This is a genomic window from Nocardioides dubius (assembly GCF_039528155.1).
Lineage (GTDB): Bacteria > Actinomycetota > Actinomycetes > Propionibacteriales > Nocardioidaceae > Nocardioides > Nocardioides dubius.
On the sequence record NZ_BAAALG010000004.1, the window covers coordinates 101,288 to 118,736 of the forward strand.

Sequence of the window (17,449 nt, forward strand, 5' to 3'; positions counted from 1 at the left end):
TCAGATCGCGTCCGGCTCCGCGGACGACGGGTACCGGTCGGGGTGCGCCACCGCGACCACGTCGCCGATCACGATGATCGCCGGCGGGCGCAGTCCGTTCTCGGCGATCGCGCCCTCCAGCTCGCCGAGGGTGGTGAGCACGGTCCGCTCCCCGGGCATCGTGCCGTCCTGGATCACCGCGGTCGGCGTGGCGGCGTCGCGGCCCCCGGCGACCAGCGCAGCCGAGATCGCCGGCGCGTTCTCCACGGCCATCAGCAGCACCACGGTGCCGCGCATCTTGGCGAGCGCGTCCCAGGCGACGAGCGAGTCCGGGTGGCCGGGCGGGATGTGGCCCGACACCACGGTGAACTCGTGGGTGACGCCGCGGTGCGTGACCGGGATGCCGGCCCGAGCGGGGACCGCGATCGAGGAGGTGATGCCCGGCACCACCTGGACCGGGACGCCCGCCTCGCGGCAGGCGATGACCTCCTCGAAGCCGCGGCCGTAGACGAAGTTGTCGCCGCCCTTGAACCGGACGACGCGCTTGCCGGCAAGGGCCCGCTCGACGATCACCTGGTTGATGAACTCCTGGCTGGCCGAGCGCCCGCGCGGCAGCTTGGCGACGTCGATCAGCTCGACCTCGGGGCCGAGCTCGTCGAGCAGGGCCCGCGGCGCCAACCGGTCGGCGACGACGACGTCGGGNNCGCCAGCGCGTTGCGGGCGGCGATGGTGACCAGCTCCGGATCACCCGGGCCGCCACCGACCAGAACGACGCCGGGGGCACGGTCGTGCTCGACGCTGATCAGGCCCTCACGCAGCAGGTGCAGGATCTCGTCGCGCAGCTGCGCGGAGCGACGCGGCTCCCGGTTCCCCAGCACCGCGATGGTGGCGCTGCCGTGACGGCCGACGGCCGGGGTCCAGGCGGTCGCCTGGGAGGCGTCGTCGCTGCGCACGCAGAAGATCCGGCGCTCCTCGGCCGCAGCCGCGACCTCGGCGTTGACATCGGCGTCGTCGGTCGCGGCGATCACGTACCAGGCCTCGTCGAGGTCGGCCGGTGTGAAGGGACGCAGGACGAGGGTCAGCTCGTCCTTCATCCCCTCCAGCGCGGGAGTGACCTGCGGGGAGACCAGGTGCACCAGGGCACCGGCGGCGATCAGGCTCGGCACCCGGCGCTGCGCGACGTGCCCGCCGCCGACCACGACCACCTTGCGACCTGCCAGCCGGAGGCCGACCGGGTAGGTCGCGACGTCGCTCACGCGTCGGTCCCGGCGTCGATGCCGGCGTCGGCGAAGGTGGCCATCTCGGCGAGCACCGCCGCCGCGGAGCGGATCAGCGGCACCGCCAGCACCGCGCCGCTGCCCTCGCCCAGGCGCAGGTCGAGGTCGACCAGCGGTCGCAGGCCGAGCGCGCCGAGCGCGGCGGTGTGGCCAGGCTCGACGCTTCGGTGCCCGGCCAGGCAGTGGTCCACGGCGTCCGGGCTGAACGCCTGCGCGAGCAGTGCCGCGGAGCTCACGATCACGCCGTCCAGGACGACGGGGACCCGGCGCGCGGCAGCGCCGAGGATCAGGCCGGCGATGCCGGCATGCTCCAGGCCGCCGACCTCGGCCAGCACGTCGACCGGACCGGCACCCTCGGCGATCCGGGCCACGGCCTGCGCCACGATCGCGGTCTTGTGGGTCAGCATCGCGTCGTCGATGCCGGTGCCGCGGCCGGTGATCTCGGCGGCCGGGCGCCCGGTGAAGTGCGCGATCAGGCAGGCCGACGCGGTCGTGTTGCCGATCCCCATGTCGCCGGTCGCGATCAGCTCATAGCCGGCGTCCGCGAGCTCCTCGGCGATCCGGATGCCGGTGCCCAGCGCCTCCAGGGCCTCATCGCGCGTCATCGCCGCGCCGACGGCGAGGTCGGCGGTGCCGGCACGCACCTTGCGGACCCGGACGACCGCGTCCTCCTTGACGTCGTCGACCATGCCCATGTCGATCACCGCCACGTCGGCGCCGATCTGGCGGGAGAGGACGTTGACCGCCGCGCCGCCGGCCCGGAAGTTCTCGACCATCGACGTGGTCACGCTCTGCGGCCAGGGCGTCACGCCGCTGGCGACCACGCCGTGGTCGGCCGCGAAGACCGCGACCGCCACCTTCTGCGGCACCGCGGGCGGACAGACCCCGGTGATCCCGGCGAGCCGGACGGAGGTCTCCTCCAGCACCCCGAGGGAGCCGGCCGGCTTGGTCAGGATCGCCTGCCGTTCGGTGGCCGCACGCATGGCGTCGGCGTCGAGGCTGGTGATCGAGGCGAGGGTCTGCTCCAGGAGCTGCGAGGGGGTCACCGACCCATTGTCGCGCAGGTCCGGGGCGAGTTCGGTTGGTCCCCGCCAGTTGGGCGGCTAACTTCACACCCATGAGCATCGAGCGCCCTGTCGCCCCCAACCCCTACGAGCTGTTGCCGCCCCGTCCCTCGTTCACCGTGACCAGCGCAGACGTCGCCGACGGCAAGCCGCTGAAGGACGACCAGGTGGCCGCCCTCGGCAACACGTCGCCCCAGTTGTCGTGGTCCGGTGCCCCTGAGGGCACCAAGTCCTACGTGGTCACCTGCTTCGATCCGGATGCTCCGACGCCGAGCGGCTTCTGGCACTGGGTGCTGGTGGACCTGCCGGCCGACGTCACCTCGCTGGACACCGGCGCGGCGGCGGGTGCCCTGCCCGGCTCCGCCTTCCACGTCCGCCACGACGGCGGCGACGCCGGATTCATGGGTGCCGCGCCACCGCAGGGGGACCAGGTGCACCGCTACTACTTCGTGGTGCATGCGGTCGGCGAGGAGACGCTGGGCGTGGACGCCGGCGCCTCCCCCGCGGTGGTCTCCTTCAACCTGGCCTTCAAGACGCTGGGCCGCGCGATCCTGCACGGCACCTACCAGCACTGAGCCCGCGGGCTCGTCGACGGGCTCGGCCACCGGAGTGGATCCGGGGTCGAGCCCGTCGGGATCAGCCGACGTTGCGCAAGAGCTCCTCGAACGGCGTGGGGTCCGCGAACTCGTCGCGCGCCCCCTGGCGCCGCCCGGCTCCGACCAGGTGGTCGGCCAGCTCCGCGCCGGCCCGCTCCACCCGGGAGGCGAGCTGACCGTCCGCCGAGCTGCCGAAGTCCTCGGTGGCCGCGAAGACGGCGGTCGGCAGGACCACGGCCCGCAGGTAGGCGAAGAGCGGCCGGACCGCGTGGTCGAGGACCAGCGAGTGCCGCGCCGTGCCCGCCGTGGCGGCGATCTGGACCGGCATGCCGACCAGCGCCTCCTTGTCGAGCACGTCGAAGAAGGTCTTGAACAGCCCGCTGTAGGAGGCCGTGAAGACCGGCGTCACCGCGATCAGGGCGTCCGCCTTCTCGACGCTCTCGATCGCCTCGGCGAGCGCCCCGGTGGCGAACCCGGTGGTGAGGTTGTCGGCCAGCAGGTGTGCCAGCGGCCGGAGCTCGACCACGTTCACCTCGGCCCGCTCGCCCCGCTCGCCGAGCTCACGCACGGCGGACTCGGCGAGCTGGTCGGCGAGCAACCGGGTCGACGACGGGTCGGAGAGGCCGGCGGTGATGACGACGATGCGCATCGTCGCTCCTTTCAGAAGTGGGTGCTCAGTCCTGGACCAGGGCTGCGGGGTTGATCCGGGAGACCGCCAGCGGCGACTGCCCGGTGACGTCGTCGGCGGCGGCGTGCACGGTGACGTCCTTGGCGCCACCCGCGGCGGCGACCAGCGAGGCGTGGGTCGGCGCCTCGGGCACGTCGGCCGGGCGCAGTGCGTCGAACTCCTTGCGCAGCACCGGGAAGACCTCCTCGCCGAGGATGTCCATCTGCTCCAGGACCGTCTTCAGCGGCAGGCCCGCGTGGTCGATCAGGAAGAGCTGGCGCTGGTAGTCGCCGACGTAGTCACGGAACGACAGGGTGCGCTCGATGATCTGCTGCGGCGAGCCGACGGTCAGCGGGGTGGCCTCCATGAAGTCCTCCAGCGACGGACCGTGACCGTAGACGGGAGCCTTGTCGAAGTACGGCCGGAACTGCTTGATCGCGTCCTGGCTGTTCTTGCCGACGAAGACCTGGCCGCCGAGGCCGACGATCGCCTGCTCGGGGGTGCCGTGCCCGTAGTGGGCGAAGCGGCGCCGGTAGAGCTCGACCATCTGCTTGGTGTGCGAGGCCGGCCAGAAGATGTGGTTGTGGAAGAACCCGTCGCCGTAGTAGGCGGCCTGCTCCGCGATCTCGGGGCTGCGGATCGAGCCGTGCCACACGAACGGCGCGACGCCGTCGAGCGGGCGCGGCGTCGCCGTGAAGCCCTGCAACGGCGTGCGGAACTTGCCCTCCCAGTTGACCACGTCCTCGTTCCAGAGCCGGCGCAGCAACGCGTAGTTCTCGACCGCCAGCGCGATCCCGTCCCGGATGTCCTTGCCGAACCAGGGGTAGACCGGACCGGTGTTGCCGCGCCCCAGGGTGAGGTCGACGCGACCGTCGGCCAGGTGCTGGAGCTGGGCGTAGTCCTCGGCGATCCGCACCGGGTCGGTGGTGGTGATCAGCGTGGTCGCGGTCGACAGCAGCAGACGCTCGGTCTGCGCCGCGACGTAGGCCATCGTGGTGGTCGGCGACGAGGCAGCGAACGGCGGGTTGTGGTGCTGGCCGAAGGCCATCACGTCCATGCCGACCTCTTCGGCCTTCTTGGCGATGGCGACCGTCGCCTTGATCCGCTCGTTCTCGCTCGGGGTGTGACCCGTGGTGGGGTCGGTGGTGACGTCGCCGACGGTGAAGATTCCGAGCTGCATGCTGACCACTCCTGAAGTAGTTGAAAACCGAATCACTTAGTCGAACGACGCGCCGTCACGGACTATTCCCCACCCTTTCACGGGCATCTCGAGCACCCGTTTGCCACAATCGAGGCATGAGCAACGGAGCCGACGACACCCCCGCACACGACCCGCTCGGCCCCGCCTACACCCGCACCACGATCCCGCTCCCGGACGACGACGAGGGCCCGGTGATCGCCACCCTGGTCCACCGCTCAGCTGAGGGCGAGCACCGCCGCGGCGCGGTGCTGCACGTGCACGGCTTCGCGGACTACTTCTTCCAGACCCCGCACGCCGACTGGTGGACCGCACGCGGCTGGGACTTCTACGCGCTCGACCTGCGCAAGTACGGCCGCTCGCTGCTGCCGCACCAGACCGCCAACTACGTCGCCGACCTCACCGAGTACTACCCCGAGCTCGACGAGGCCTGGCGGATCGTGCGCGGCCGGCACGACCGGGTCGTGCTGTCGGCACACTCCACCGGCGGCCTGACGGTGCCGCTGTGGCTGGACTCGCGCAACTACGACCCGACCGGCCTGGTGCTGAACTCGCCGTGGCTGGACATGCAGGGGCCGTGGTGGATGCGGACCATCGGCACCACCGTGGTCAAGCAGGTCGGCGCCCGGCGGCCGATGCGCCAGATCCCGCGCTCGGTCAGCGGGCTGTACGCGCGCAGCCTGCACCGCGACCACGAGGGCGAGTTCGACTTCGACCTCGCCTGGAAGCCGCTGGAGTCGTGGCCCGTGCACGCCGGCTGGCTACGGGCGATCCGCAACGGGCACGCGCGGATCCACCGCGGCCTCTCCCTGCGGCAGCCGACCCTGGTCCTCTCCTCCCTGCGCTCATCCTCCCCCACCGCGATGGGCGAGGACGTGCACACCAGCGACATCGTCCTCGACGTGACCCAGATCCGGCGCTGGGCCCCCGCGCTCGGCACCCATGTCACGAGCGTGGCGATCCCGGACGCCCGGCACGACGTCTGGCTCTCCCGCGAGGAGCCCCGCGCGACGGCTTTCCGCGAATTGGAGCGCTGGGTCCAGGCCTATCAGTAGGGTCGCGCCATGAATCCTGTTGCCGGCCTCTCCGTCGCTCGCATCGTGATCGGGCTGCTCGCCCTGGTCTCCCCGTCGCTCTCGGCCAAGGCGTTCCGCCTCGACAGCGCCAACAACCCGCAGCTCTCCTACCTGCTGCGGATGTTCGGCTCGCGCGAGATCGCGCTCGGCGTGGCCACCCTGGCCGCCCCGGCGAAGCTGCGCACGCCGATGGTGCTCGCCGGGATCGCCGTCGACGGGGCCGNNNCGGCGGCCGGCGCCCTGGCCGGTCGTGACGGCGTGGTGAGCAAGTCGACGGCCGGCTTCCTGACCGGTCCGGCGATCGCCGCGATCGTCGCCGGGATCATCGGCCTGCGCCGCTGAGCGATCGGCGGGCTCGGAGAATTGTCCGGGTCCGCGGGTTTTCTTCCCCTAGTGTCGGGGCAGTAACGGTTTCCATGCACCGAACATCCCGGCACCAGGAGAGTCCATGTCTGCACAGCCGCCCTACCCGCCGCCGTTCCCCGAGGCGAACCAGCCGCCGACCGGCCCCGCCTCCGGAAGCCTCGCCGAGCGCTTCGTCGCGCGCCTGCTCGACGGCCTGATCGTCGGCATCCCTGTCGGCCTCGTGCTGGGCATCGTGCTCGGCATCCTCGGGCTCTTCGACAACCTGATCGGCATGCTGATCCTGGACGTCGCCCTGGCCGCCGCCATCTTCGCCTACTTCGTCTACTTCGAGACCAGCCGCGGCGCCACCATCGGCAAGCAGGTCATGAAGCTGCGCACCATCGGCGCCAACGGCGGCAACCCGACCACCGACGAGGTGCTCAAGCGCAACGTCTTCAACGCCGTCTACCTGGTCGCCTGGATCCCGATCCTGGGCATCCTCGCCAACCTGGCCGGCCTGGTCGCGATCATCGCCGTCGCGGTCACCATCAGCTCCGACCCGCTGGGGCGCGGCTGGCACGACAAGTTCGCCGGCGGCACGCGGGTGATCAAGGCCGGCTGAGCCACACGCATCTCCCCAGGACCGGGTCGCCACTCGTGGCGGCCCGGTCTGCATTTCCTGGCGGCCATCTCCCCAGATTCCTAGATATATGATCTACGACCACGCTAGTGTCGCCGTCGAACGGGGGACGGAACCCACGAGGAGAGTGCTCATGCTCAAGCCACTCGGCGCCGCTCTGTCGGCGTTGTTCATCACCGCGACCGCCCTAGCGGTCACCAGCTCCCCCAGCCAGGCGGCGGAGACCGCCTGCAGCAGCTACAGCTCCGCGACCAGCACCTGCACCAACACCGACGCCGTCATCGCCGGCACCACCTACTCGGTCGACTGGTACCAGCCGACCGGTGCCAGCAGCGGCCTGATGCTGCTCCAGCACGGGTTCAGCCGCGACTGCGGCCACCTGCGCGGAACCAGCAAGGCGATCGCCGAGAAGGGCGTCACGGTGCTGTGCATCAACGCCGACATGACCGGCGGCAACCCGGCCCTGGCCGACCAGGTGGGCGACTGGCTCGCCGCCCGTGCGATCACCCCGCCCAAGGGCAAGGCCCTTCCGGCCCACTACATCGTCGGCGGCCACTCCGCCGGCGGGCACTTCGCCTCCGAGGTCGGCCAGCGCCTGGCCGGCAACGGCTACCCGAACCTGAAGGGCGCCGTCCTCTTCGACCCGGTCGCCAGCACGGACTTCTCCGCGAACCTGCAGGCCATCTCCGACGACGGCGCGCGCCCCGTGCTCGCCGTCGCCGCCCGCCCGAGCGTCACCAACCTGTTCAACAACTCCTTCGGCGCGCTCAACGACCTGGACAGCCCGTTCGTCGGCATCCAGCTCGTCTGGACCGGATACGCGCTGGGAATGCCGTACGGCGGCAGCTGCCACACCGACGTCGAGGGTGAGAACACCGACTTCATCGGCACCGCCGGGGCGCTCTGCTCCCCCAACGCCACCCAGACCGCCCGGCTGCGCGACTTCGGCTCGGCCTGGGCGAAGGACCTCGCCACCGGCACCACCACTTCGGCCTACTACTGCACCGACGACACCGTCGTCGCCACCTGCGGCAGCAAGGTGAAGGAGCTGGTCGACCGCAGCCTGCCGCTGGCCGCACCGATCCGCTGACCCGGACCTGACGAACGCCGAAGGCCCAGAACCTCAACAGGTTCTGGGCCTTCGCTCATGCTCGGGCTGCTCAGGCCGGCGGCTCGGCACCGGGCTGGGGCGGGGCGGCCGGCGGGGCGGCATCGGCGGAGCCGGGGGCCGGCGGTGCCTTGACCTCGGCGACCCGGGCAGCTGCCAGCGCCTCCTCGACGGCGGCATGCGCCCCGGCACGGGAGGCGTCGGACTCCTGCGCCACGGCCGGGTTCGTCTCGCCCATGTCGACGCGCACCCGCGGGGTGGCGTCCTTGGGGATGCCCTGCAGGTTGGTCATCGTCGAGCCCAGGCCCTCCAGGGCCTTGCCGATCTCCGACGGGACGATCCACACCTTGTTGGCGTCGCCCTCGGCGATCTTCGGCATCATCTGCAGGTACTGGTAGGCCAGCAGAGACTGGTCCGGCTGGCCGTCGTGGATCGCCTGGAAGACGGTCTGGATCGCCTGGCCCTCACCCTGGGCACGCAGGATGGCGGCCTCCCGGTCGGCCTGGGCGCGCAGGATCTGCGACTCGCGGTCACCCTCGGCGTTGAGGATCGCCGACTGCTTGGCACCCTCCGCGGTGAGGATCGCGGACTGGCGCTGACCCTCGGCGGTGAGGATCGCCGCGCGCTTGTCGCGGTCGGCGCGCATCTGCTTCTCCATCGAGTCCTTGATCGACGGCGGCGGGTCGATGCCCTTGAGCTCGACGCGGTTCACCCGGATGCCCCACTTGCCGGTCGCCTCGTCCAGGACGCCGCGCAGCCGGCTGTTGATCGCATCGCGACTGGTCAGCGTCTCCTCGAGGTCCATGCCACCGACGATGTTGCGCAGCGTGGTCATGGTCAGCTGCTCGACAGCCTGGATGTAGTTGGCGATCTCGTAGGTGGCCGCGACGGGGTTGGTCACCTGGAAGTAGATGACGGTGTCGATGGAGACCACGAGGTTGTCCTCGGTGATCACCGGCTGCGGCGGGAAGGAGACCACCTGCTCGCGCAGGTCGATCATGTACCGGACCCGATCGATGAACGGGACCAGCACGTTCAGCCCGGCCGGCAGCGAGGCCTTGTACTTGCCGAAGCGCTCCACGATCGCGGCCTGCGCCTGAGGCACGATCCGCACGGTCTTCGCCAGCACCACCACCACGAAGATGAGCAGTAGGGCCAGCAGGATCAGAGCAACCATCTGATTTTCCTCTCGCTGTCGGTCACGTCATTTCGTCCCCTCGGGCGGCCCGACGGCGGCTAGTCGAGCTCGGGGATCGGGTGCACCAGAGCGGTCGCACCGTGGATCTGCAGGACGTCGACCCGCTGCCCGGCCTCGATGACCGTGGTCTCGTCGTAGGCCCGCGCGGTCCACTCCTCGCCGCCGAGGCGGATCAGGCCGCTCTCATGGCCGCTGATCCTGGTCAGCGCGACCGCCTGCGCCCCCACCAGCTTGTCGTGGCCCAGCGTCAGCTCGGGGCCGCTGCGCAGCCGCGAGAGCACCGAGGGCCGGACCAGCAGCAACGCCGCCAGGGCGGTGACCGCGGCCGCGATCGCCTGGGCCCACAGCGGGGCGCCGAGCAGCGCGGCCACCATGCCGACGCCGGCACCGGCCGCCAGCATGATCAGCACCAGCTCCAGGCTGAGCGTCTCCGCGACGCCGAGCAGGATCATCGCGCCCAGCCAGGCGGCCCATGCGTTGTCCTGCAACCAGTCCATGCCCAGACCCTAGGCCATCGGTGGTGGTTCAGTCCTGGCGTCGTCCGCGACGGCGCCGGGCCGCGTAGCGACCGTCCTCCTTGGTGACCACCAACGGCATGCCGAACGTCTGGCCCAGCAGCGGCTCGGTGATCACCTCGTCGAGCGGCCCCTGCGCGACCACCCGCCCCTGACGCAGCAGGAGGCCGTGGGTGAAGCCCGGCGGGATCTCCTCGACGTGGTGCGAGACCAGCACCGTGGCCGGCGAGCCCGGGTCGAAGGCCAGCATCTCCAGGGTGGAGACGAGGTCCTCACGGCCGCCGAGGTCGAGCCCCGCGGCCGGCTCGTCGAGCAGCAGCAGCTCGGGGTCGGACATCAGGGCACGCGCGATCTGCACGCGCTTGCGCTCGCCCTCGCTCAGCGTGCCGAAGGTGCGATCGATCAGGTTGCCGGCGCCGAGCTCGGTCAGCAAGGAGCGGGCCCGGTCGTGGTCGAGCTCGTCGTAGTGCTCGCGCCAGCGACCGAGCACGCCGTAGACCGACGAGACGACGAGGTCGCGCACCAGCTCGTCGCGCGGCAACCGCTCGGCGATGGCAGCGCTGGTGACGCCGATCCGGGGCCGCAGCTCGAAGACGTCGACGGCGCCGAGCACCTCGTCGAGGATCGCCGCGACCCCACTGGTCGGGTGCATGTTGGCCGAGGCCAACTGCATCAGGGTGGTCTTTCCGGCACCGTTGGGCCCGAGAACCACCCAGCGCTCGTCCTCTTCGACCACCCAGCTCACGGAGTCGAGCAGGGTGGTGGCACCCCGCCGGACGGTGACCTCGGCAAATTCCAGGACCGCACTCATGGGCCGAAGCCTAGTGGGTGGCACCGACAGCACTGCGAGCCGCACCTCACCTCCGCGTAGGCTCCGGAGCCATGCCGCAACCGTTGCCCCAGCTGAGCGGACGACTCGCCTGGTGGTTCACCAGTTGGAGTCGTGGCCTGGCCAGCCCCGACGATCTGCTGACCCATGTCGTGGCCGACGACGTCGCGCATGACGTCGCCGGACTGCCCGACGCCGAGGGCGCGACGGTGCCGCTGGTGCTCGCGCTGCCCCGGCTCCGGCTGCTCGGCGCCAGCGCCGGCCTGGCGCTTCCGGTGCCCGGTGCGCCGACCGGCCTGGGCGGGCCGGCGGAGTTCAACCGGGCCGCCACCGAGGTCGGCGAGGCCGTCGTGCTGGAGGGCGGCGGGTTCGGGCTGGTGCCGTTCCGGGCCGGCCCCGGCGTCGTCTGGCAGCTCCTCGGCGCCCATCGCCGTCAGCTCACCGACCTCGGCGAGGCCGCCCGGCAGCTACGCGGCACCCTGGCCCGGACCGCGACCACGTTGGCCGACCTCGACGTCGCCCGGTGGCGCCCCGAGGCCGCCGACGAGCTGATGAACCTGCGCCATCTCCCCCACCTCGATGCCCCGGCCGGCGTGCCGGCCGACGCCGTCGAGCTCGCCGCCCGCGCCTGGCAGGCCGAGAGCATCGTCGACCTGGCGCTCCTCGACGACGGTGGCGCCGTCTCCGCCCACGAGATCGGCGCACGGCGTGAGGCGCTCAGTCCGCTCGCCCGAGCGGCCCGCACCGCGATGGTCGCCGCGTGCTCTCCCGAGGTGTGGCCACCGTGACCGCAACGGCGCCGGGACCGATATTCTTCGCCCTGAGATGAGCGAGCAGGCAGAGGCACCCAAGACGCTGTTGATCACGCTGACCGGCAAGGACCGGCCCGGCGTCACGTCGACGATCTTCCGCACCCTTTCCCACGCCGGCGTCGAGGTCCTCGACCTCGAGCAGATCGTGTTGCGGCGGCGGCTGGTCCTCGGTGTCCTGGTCACGGCCCCGCGTGACTGGAAGAAGCTGCGCGACGAGGTGGCGGCAGCCGCCGAGGAGCTCGGCATGCAGGTCGAGATCGAGCGCGGCACCGGTGACAACAAGGCGCGCCGCGAGGGACGCTGCCACGTCACCGTGATCGGCAGCCCGCTCAAGGCCTCCGCCGTCTCCGCGATCACCGGCCGGATCGCCGACGCCGGCGCCAACATCGACCGGATCGTGCGGATGGCGCGCTACCCGGTGACCGCGATCGAGTTCCACGTCTCGGGCATCGCCACCGACCGGCTGCGCACCTCGCTGGTCGAGGAGGCGACGAAGCTCGGTGTGGACGTCGCGGTCCAGCCCGCCAGCCTGATCCGGCACAGCCAGCGACTGATCGTGATGGACGTCGACTCCACCCTCGTCCAGGGCGAGGTGATCGAGATGCTGGCCGCGCACGCCGGCTGCGAGGCCGAGGTGGCCGCCGTCACCGAGCAGGCGATGCGCGGCGAGCTCGACTTCGAGGAGTCGCTGCGCAGCCGGGTCGCCCTGCTCAAGGGCGTGCCGGAGGCGGCGATCGACGCGGTCTACGAGTCGATCCAGCTCAACCCCGGCGCCCGCACCCTGGTCCGCACGCTGCGTCGTCTCGGCTACCGGTTCGCGCTGGTCTCCGGGGGCTTCAGCCAGATCACCGACCGGATCGCGGCCGACCTCGGCATCCACTACTCGCACGCCAACGAGCTCGAGGTGAAGGACGGCGTCCTCACCGGCGAGATCGTCGGTGACGTCGTGGACCGGGCCGGCAAGGCCTCCGCGCTGCGCCGCTTCGCCGTCGACGTCGGCGTCCCGGAGTCCGCGGTGATCGCCATCGGCGACGGCGCCAACGACCTCGACATGCTCAACGCGGCAGGCCTCGGCATCGCCTACAACGCGAAGCCGGTGGTCCAGGCCGCGGCGGACACCGCCGTCAACGTGCCCTACCTGGACGCGATCATGTATCTGCTCGGGATCACCCGCGAGGAGATCGAGGCGGCCGACGCGGCAGCCGGGATCGTCACGCCGGCACCGCCGGTGTGAGGGCGGGCCGGGCTCAGCCCCGGCCCACCCAGAAGTCGACCAGCGACGTCGTCGCCGCCCGCAGGTCGATCCAGGAGCCGGTCACGGTGAAGACCGCGCAGGCCGAGGTCGGGAAGCCGGCCACCATCGCCGTCGAAGCCTCCAGGTTGCCCTCGCCGTCGTCGAGTGCCTGGGCCAGGTAGGCCATCGTCGGGTTGTGCCCGACCACCAGCAGCGTGGCGACCGCGTCGTCGGTCTCGCGGATCAGATCGAGCGCGGTGTCCGGACCGGCGGCATAGAGCGCGGCAGAGCTGACCAGGGCGGCGTCGAGCACCGCGGCCGAGGCGATCTCCTGGTAGGTCTGCTGGGTGCGCAGGGCGTCCGACACCAACGCCTGGGAGGGCACGATCTGTGCCGCTCCCAGGCGTCGGCCGACGTCTGCTGCGTCGCGGCGTCCCCGGTCGGTCAGCGCCCGCGCGTGATCGGACGGGCCGTAGTCCTCCGCCTTGGCGTGCCGGACCAGGACCAGGGTGCGCCGCTGCGTCTCCACCAGCTCAGTGTGTCATCCGTGCCCCAGATGCGGGGGCTCAGGCACCCATCGCGTGGAAGCCGCCGTCGACGTGCACGATCTCACCGGTGGTCGCGCCGAAGAAGTCCGAGAGCAGGGCGACGACCGCACGCGCGGTCGGCTCCTGGTCGGTGTTGTCCCAGCCCAGCGGAGCACGGGTGCTCCACATGTTCTCGAGGTCCTCGAAGCCGGGGATCGCCTTGGCGGCCAGGGTGCGCAGCGGACCCGCGGAGACCAGGTTGACCCGGATCCCCTCGGGGCCCAGGTCGCGCGCCAGGTAGCGCGAGGTCGACTCCAGCGCGGCCTTGGCCACGCCCATCCAGTCGTAGGCCGGCCAGGCGACGGTGGCGTCGAAGGTCAGGCCGACCACCGAGCTGCCCTCGCTCATCAGCGGCTTGGCCGCAGTGGCGAGCGACTTCAACGAGTACGCGGAGACCTGCACGGCCTGCGCGACGTCGTCCCACGGGCCCTTCAGGAAGTTGCCGCCGAGCAGCGTCTCCGGGTTGCCGTAGGCGATCGAGTGCACGACGCCGTCGAGGCCGTCGACATGCTCGCGGACCAGCTCCGGCAGCCGCTCCAGGTGCTCGGGGTCGGTGACGTCGAGCTCCAGCACCGGCGGCTCGACGGGGAGCCGCTTGGCGATCCGCTTGGTGATGTTCAGCGCGCGACCGAAGTTGGAGATGAGCACCGTGGCGCCCTGCTCCTGTGCCACCTTCGCGGTGGCGAAGCCGATCGAGCTGTCCATGGTGACCCCGGCGACCAGGATCCGCTTGCCTTCAAGAATGCCCATGTGTCTTCGTCCTCAAGCTCGTTGTGAGGGGCTCAGTGCCCCATGCCCATGCCGCCGTCGACCGGGATGACCGCGCCGGTGACGAAGCCGGCACCGTCGCTGGCCAGCCAGGTCACCGCGCTGGCGATGTCCTCGACCGCGCCGAAGCGGCCCAGCGGGATCTGCGTCTGGTAGGCCTTCTTCTGCTCCTCGGGCAGGACGTCGGTCATGTCCGTCTCGATGAAGCCCGGGGCCACCACGTTGGCGGTGATCGAGCGCGAGCCCAGCTCACGCGCGAGCGAGCGGGCCATGCCGACCAGGCCGCTCTTGGAGGCCGCGTAGTTGACCTGGCCCGGCGAGCCGAGCAGGCCGACGACGGAGGAGATGAAGATGATCCGGCCGCGACGCAGGCGCAGCATGCCCTTGGCCGCACGACGTGCGACCCGGAACGAGCCGGTCAGGTTCGTGGCGATCACGTCGTCCCAGTCGTCGTCCGACATCCGCAGCACGAGGGTGTCGCGGGTGATGCCGGCATTGGCGACCAGGATCTCGACGGGCCCGTGGGCCTGCTCGATCTCGGCGAAGGCCGCGTCCACGGCAGCGCCGTCGGTGATGTCGCAGCGGATGTCGAGGGCGCCCTCAGGAGCCCCGCCGTTGCGGGTGGTGACGGCGACCTTGTCGCCCTGGGCGAGGAATGCCTCGGCAAGCGCACGGCCGATGCCGCGGTTGCCGCCGGTGATGAGTACAGATCTGCTCACGAAACCCGACGGTAGTGATTACCCCCGGGTACACCCAGTCGACAGGCCCGGCATCGGCCGTGCGGCGACGTGCTCTATCTCACTCGTCCTCGAGGCGGAAGCCCACCTTGATGCCCACCTGGAAGTGCTCCACGGCGCCGTCCTTGACCTGGCCACGGACCTGGGTGATCTCGAACCAGTCGACGTGGCGGAGGGTCTGGGCGGCGCGCTCGATGCCGTTGCGGACGGCCTGGTCGATGCCCTCGGGCGAGGTGCCGACGATCTCGGTGACGCGGTAGGTGCGGTTGCTCATGGCTGATTGCCTCCTGAAGTCGTGTGCCCTCACCCTAAGACGTAGGATCTCCTTATGGCGTCAAGGGCCTCGCGCAAGGATTCCGAGGCGATCCGCATCACCACAGCGGTGCCGGGTCGTGGCGAGGACGTCTCCGCGCGCCAGCGCCGCTACATCATCTCGATGGCGATCCGGGCAGCCTGCTTCCTCGGCGCGGTGGCGGTCGGCCCCGGGATCATCCGCTGGGTGCTCTTCACCGGTGCGATCTTCCTGCCCTACGTGGCGGTGGTGATGGCCAACGCCGTGCCGATGCGCCGCAACGAGGAGACCGAGCTGACCCCGCACAGCGCCATGGGCCGCGAGCTGCCGAAGAAGGACACATGAGCGAGATGATCTGCTCGGCCAAGGGCTGCACCCAGCCGGCCGCTTGGCAGCTGCTGTGGAACAACCCCAAGCTGCACACGCCGGACCGGCGCAAGATCTGGCTGGCCTGTGCCGACCATCGCGACTCCCTCGGCTCGTTCCTCAGCGCGCGCGGCTTCCTCAAGGAGACCCAGCCCGCCTGAGTGCGGGCTATCCGCCGATCGCCGACATCGGCCGATCGGGCTGCAGGAACCGCGGGTCATCGATCCCGTGCCCGGCCGCCTTGCCGCGCATCGCCCGGATCCACCGCTCGGCCAGCTCGTCGTCACTGGCGCCCGCACGCAGCGGCGTCAGCAGGTCGGACTCGGTCCGGGCGAAGAGGCAGTCGCGCACCTGGCCGTCGGCAGTGAGCCGGACCCGGTCGCAGTCCCCGCAGAAGGGACGCGTGACCGACGCGATCACGCCGACGGTGCCGGGGCCGCCGTCCACGGTGAAGAGCTCGGCGGGAGCGCTACCCCGCGGCTCACTGGCCGGGCTCAGCCGGAACCGGGCGGAGAGCGCGTGGAAGATCTCGTCCGCCGTCACCATCTGCTCACGACTCCAGCCGTGTTGGGCGTCCAGTGGCATCTGCTCGATGAAGCGCAGCTGGTAGCCGTGCGCCAGCGCCCAGTCCACCAGCTCCGGCGCCTGGTCGTCGTTGACACCGCGCAGCAGCACCGCATTGACCTTGACCGGGCCGAGGCCTGCCTGCTGCGCGGCGGCGAGCCCCGCGAGGACGTCGTCCAGGCGCCGGCGGCGGGTGATCTGCTCGAAGGTGTCCGCCCGGATCGTGTCCAGGCTGACGTTGACCCGGTCGAGGCCGGCCGCCGCCAACGGCGCGGCGAGGCGGGAGAGCCCGATGCCGTTGGTGGTCAACGACATCTCCGGAGCCTGCTCCAGGCCCGCCACCCGCTCGACGATCCCGACCAATCCCTTGCGCACCAAGGGCTCGCCGCCGGTGAAGCGGACCTCGGTGACGCCCAGCATCCGGGTCGCGATGTCGATCAACCGGACCAGCTCGTCGTCGGTCAGCAGCGTGGCGTCGGGCAGCCAGTCCAGGCCCTCGGCCGGCATGCAGTAGGAGCAGCGCAGGTTGCACCGGTCCGTCAACGACACCCGGAGGTCGGTGGCGACCCGCCCGTGACCATCTCTCAACGCCGCCATGCTGCCCAGTGTAGGGCGCGGGCCGAGGCCCCTTTCACACGGTTTCACCAGCACGGATAGCCTCAACGGGTGCGTTCGCTGTCGTTCTTGCTCTCCCGCCGCTGGATCCTGTTCCTGGTCGCGGTCATCGCCCTTGCCTGGGGTGCCTGGTGGCTGGGCGAATGGCAGTTCCACCGCTTGGAGGACCGCAAGGAGAAGAACGCGATCGTCGAGCGCAACGAGGAGGCCGAGCCGGCGCCCGTCGCCGATGTCCTCTCCGTCGACGACGGCGTCGCCAAGAAGGACGAGTGGCGCCGGATCACCGCGACCGGGACCTACGACACCGAGAACACCGTGGTGGTGCGCTACCGCACCCGCGACGGCATGGCCGGCGTCGACGTGGTGGTGCCGCTGATCACCGACGAGGGCACGTCGCTGATCGTCGACCGGGGCTGGATGGCGACAGAGAACCGCGGCGCCCGCCCCGAGGACCTCCCCTCGCCGCCGTCCGGCGAGGTCACCGTGGTCGGCTGGGTGCGCAAGGACGCCTCCGACGACTCCGCCAAGGTCCGCGACCACTCGACTCGCTCGATCAGCAGCACCGAGATCGCCGAGGTCACCGGCGACCCCACCTACCGGGGCTTCGTGGACCTGGCCTCCGAGGACCCGGACACCGGCAGCGAGCTCAAGCTCGCCTCCCTGCCGGAGACCGACAACGGACCGCACTTCTTCTACGGTCTGCAGTGGTGGTTCTTCGGATTCCTTGCCCTGCTGGGCTTCGTCTGGATGGCGGTCGACGAGTGGCGCGGCGGCCGCAAGGCCCAGCCGGCTCCGGCCCAAGGACCGGCCGCCGACCCGTCGAACGACGAGCAGCCCGCTTAGAGGGCCTGCAGCATCCCGCCGTCGACCGGCACCATCGCGCCGCTGACGAACGAGGCGGCCGGCGACATCAGGAACGCGGCGACGCGACCGAACTCCTCCGGGGCGCCGTAGCGGCCCAGCGGGATCGTGGCCTCGGCAG

Annotated in this window: 23 protein-coding genes; 9 read left to right on the forward strand and 14 right to left on the reverse strand. The window is 71.1% G+C overall.

Features of this window, described 5'->3' with window-relative positions:
• From cobA to cobT, 3 genes are all read right to left on the reverse strand, one after another.
• Positions 1 to 657, reverse strand: coding sequence for a uroporphyrinogen-III C-methyltransferase (cobA, locus tag ABD151_RS06680; protein ID WP_343992578.1), 657 nt, complete (start codon positions 655 to 657; stop codon positions 1 to 3).
• Entirely contained in the window at positions 609 to 1,235 is a 627-nt protein-coding gene (locus ABD151_RS06685) for a precorrin-2 dehydrogenase/sirohydrochlorin ferrochelatase family protein (RefSeq protein ID WP_343992579.1), read from the reverse strand. Before ABD151_RS06685 ends, cobA begins: the two co-directional genes overlap by 49 nt.
• On the reverse strand, positions 1,232 to 2,302 hold the full coding sequence (gene cobT / locus ABD151_RS06690) for a nicotinate-nucleotide--dimethylbenzimidazole phosphoribosyltransferase (protein ID WP_343992581.1): 1,071 nt from the start codon (positions 2,300 to 2,302) through the stop codon (positions 1,232 to 1,234). Before cobT ends, ABD151_RS06685 begins: the two co-directional genes overlap by 4 nt.
• A 71-nt stretch (positions 2,303 to 2,373) precedes the next feature.
• Here cobT and ABD151_RS06695 point away from each other — a divergent pair, with 71 nt between their 5' ends.
• Complete coding sequence (locus tag ABD151_RS06695) at positions 2,374 to 2,895, forward strand: YbhB/YbcL family Raf kinase inhibitor-like protein (protein WP_343992583.1); 522 nt, start codon at positions 2,374 to 2,376, stop codon at positions 2,893 to 2,895.
• Between the two features lie 61 nt (positions 2,896 to 2,956).
• On the opposite strand, the gene ABD151_RS06700 is transcribed toward ABD151_RS06695, so the two are convergent.
• Together ABD151_RS06700 and ABD151_RS06705 are read right to left on the reverse strand one after the other, a co-directional pair.
• Positions 2,957 to 3,565, reverse strand: a complete 609-nt coding sequence (locus ABD151_RS06700) for an FMN reductase (RefSeq protein WP_343992585.1) — start codon at positions 3,563 to 3,565, stop codon at positions 2,957 to 2,959.
• Positions 3,566 to 3,590: 25 nt separating this feature from the next.
• Positions 3,591 to 4,763 (reverse strand): LLM class flavin-dependent oxidoreductase, encoded by a 1,173-nt coding sequence (locus ABD151_RS06705; RefSeq protein ID WP_343992587.1) that lies wholly within the window; start codon positions 4,761 to 4,763, stop codon positions 3,591 to 3,593.
• A 116-nt stretch (positions 4,764 to 4,879) separates the two neighbouring features.
• Here ABD151_RS06705 and ABD151_RS06710 point away from each other — a divergent pair, with 116 nt between their 5' ends.
• From ABD151_RS06710 to ABD151_RS06720, 3 genes are all read left to right on the forward strand, one after another.
• Positions 4,880 to 5,836 (forward strand): alpha/beta hydrolase, encoded by a 957-nt coding sequence (locus ABD151_RS06710; protein WP_343992589.1) that lies wholly within the window; start codon positions 4,880 to 4,882, stop codon positions 5,834 to 5,836.
• Positions 5,837 to 6,305: 469 nt separating this feature from the next.
• On the forward strand, positions 6,306 to 6,824 hold the full coding sequence (locus ABD151_RS06715; RefSeq protein ID WP_343992592.1) for an RDD family protein: 519 nt from the start codon (positions 6,306 to 6,308) through the stop codon (positions 6,822 to 6,824).
• A gap of 151 nt (positions 6,825 to 6,975) precedes the next feature.
• Positions 6,976 to 7,932 carry an alpha/beta hydrolase gene (locus tag ABD151_RS06720; RefSeq protein WP_343992594.1) on the forward strand — a complete coding sequence of 319 codons (957 nt, stop codon included), beginning with the start codon at positions 6,976 to 6,978 and terminating at the stop codon, positions 7,930 to 7,932.
• Positions 7,933 to 8,002: 70 nt separating this feature from the next.
• Here ABD151_RS06720 and ABD151_RS06725 read toward each other — a convergent pair whose 3' ends face one another.
• The 3 genes from ABD151_RS06725 to ABD151_RS06735 are packed head-to-tail and all read right to left on the reverse strand — an operon-like array spanning position 8,003 to position 10,474.
• Positions 8,003 to 9,127 carry an SPFH domain-containing protein gene (locus ABD151_RS06725; protein ID WP_343992596.1) on the reverse strand — a complete coding sequence of 375 codons (1,125 nt, stop codon included), beginning with the start codon at positions 9,125 to 9,127 and terminating at the stop codon, positions 8,003 to 8,005.
• A 59-nt stretch (positions 9,128 to 9,186) separates the two neighbouring features.
• Entirely contained in the window at positions 9,187 to 9,645 is a 459-nt protein-coding gene (locus ABD151_RS06730; RefSeq protein ID WP_343992598.1) for an NfeD family protein, read from the reverse strand.
• A gap of 28 nt (positions 9,646 to 9,673) precedes the next feature.
• A complete protein-coding gene (locus ABD151_RS06735; RefSeq protein ID WP_343992600.1) occupies positions 9,674 to 10,474 on the reverse strand; it encodes an ABC transporter ATP-binding protein in 801 nt (266 codons plus the stop codon).
• 71 nt (positions 10,475 to 10,545) lie between these two features.
• On the opposite strand from ABD151_RS06735, the gene ABD151_RS06740 reads away from it, so the two are divergent.
• Both ABD151_RS06740 and serB read left to right on the forward strand, forming a co-directional pair.
• On the forward strand, positions 10,546 to 11,280 hold the full coding sequence (locus ABD151_RS06740) for a hypothetical protein (protein WP_343992602.1): 735 nt from the start codon (positions 10,546 to 10,548) through the stop codon (positions 11,278 to 11,280).
• A 37-nt stretch (positions 11,281 to 11,317) separates the two neighbouring features.
• On the forward strand, positions 11,318 to 12,538 hold the full coding sequence (gene serB / locus ABD151_RS06745) for a phosphoserine phosphatase SerB (protein WP_343992604.1): 1,221 nt from the start codon (positions 11,318 to 11,320) through the stop codon (positions 12,536 to 12,538).
• A 13-nt stretch (positions 12,539 to 12,551) separates the two neighbouring features.
• Here serB and ABD151_RS06750 read toward each other — a convergent pair whose 3' ends face one another.
• The 4 genes from ABD151_RS06750 to ABD151_RS06765 all read right to left on the reverse strand — a co-directional run bounded on the left by ABD151_RS06750 (position 12,552) and on the right by ABD151_RS06765 (position 14,904).
• Positions 12,552 to 13,067 (reverse strand): SixA phosphatase family protein, encoded by a 516-nt coding sequence (locus ABD151_RS06750; protein WP_343992606.1) that lies wholly within the window; start codon positions 13,065 to 13,067, stop codon positions 12,552 to 12,554.
• 37 nt (positions 13,068 to 13,104) lie between these two features.
• A complete protein-coding gene (fabI, locus tag ABD151_RS06755) occupies positions 13,105 to 13,875 on the reverse strand; it encodes an enoyl-ACP reductase FabI (protein WP_343992608.1) in 771 nt (256 codons plus the stop codon).
• Positions 13,876 to 13,907: 32 nt separating this feature from the next.
• On the reverse strand, positions 13,908 to 14,612 hold the full coding sequence (gene fabG / locus ABD151_RS06760) for a 3-oxoacyl-[acyl-carrier-protein] reductase (protein ID WP_343992610.1): 705 nt from the start codon (positions 14,610 to 14,612) through the stop codon (positions 13,908 to 13,910).
• A 79-nt stretch (positions 14,613 to 14,691) separates the two neighbouring features.
• Positions 14,692 to 14,904, reverse strand: a complete 213-nt coding sequence (locus ABD151_RS06765) for a dodecin (protein ID WP_343992612.1) — start codon at positions 14,902 to 14,904, stop codon at positions 14,692 to 14,694.
• A gap of 54 nt (positions 14,905 to 14,958) precedes the next feature.
• Between ABD151_RS06765 and ABD151_RS06770 the strand changes: the two genes are divergently transcribed.
• Positions 14,959 to 15,267, forward strand: a complete 309-nt coding sequence (locus tag ABD151_RS06770) for a DUF3099 domain-containing protein (protein WP_343992614.1) — start codon at positions 14,959 to 14,961, stop codon at positions 15,265 to 15,267.
• Positions 15,264 to 15,449: an acetone carboxylase gene (locus ABD151_RS06775; RefSeq protein WP_343992616.1), complete on the forward strand. Its 186-nt coding sequence runs from the start codon at positions 15,264 to 15,266 to the stop codon at positions 15,447 to 15,449. Before ABD151_RS06770 ends, ABD151_RS06775 begins: the two co-directional genes overlap by 4 nt.
• Positions 15,450 to 15,456: 7 nt before the next feature.
• Here the strand turns inward: ABD151_RS06775 and moaA are convergent, their stop codons facing one another.
• Entirely contained in the window at positions 15,457 to 16,449 is a 993-nt protein-coding gene (gene moaA, locus ABD151_RS06780; RefSeq protein WP_343992618.1) for a GTP 3',8-cyclase MoaA, read from the reverse strand.
• A 69-nt stretch (positions 16,450 to 16,518) separates the two neighbouring features.
• Here moaA and ABD151_RS06785 point away from each other — a divergent pair, with 69 nt between their 5' ends.
• Positions 16,519 to 17,310: an SURF1 family cytochrome oxidase biogenesis protein gene (locus tag ABD151_RS06785; RefSeq protein ID WP_343992620.1), complete on the forward strand. Its 792-nt coding sequence runs from the start codon at positions 16,519 to 16,521 to the stop codon at positions 17,308 to 17,310.
• On the opposite strand, the gene ABD151_RS06790 is transcribed toward ABD151_RS06785, so the two are convergent.
• On the reverse strand, positions 17,307 to 17,435 hold the full coding sequence (locus ABD151_RS06790; RefSeq protein WP_343992625.1) for an SDR family oxidoreductase: 129 nt from the start codon (positions 17,433 to 17,435) through the stop codon (positions 17,307 to 17,309). The two genes, ABD151_RS06785 and ABD151_RS06790, sit on opposite strands and share 4 nt — an antisense overlap.
• Positions 17,436 to 17,449: the final 14 nt, after the last annotated feature.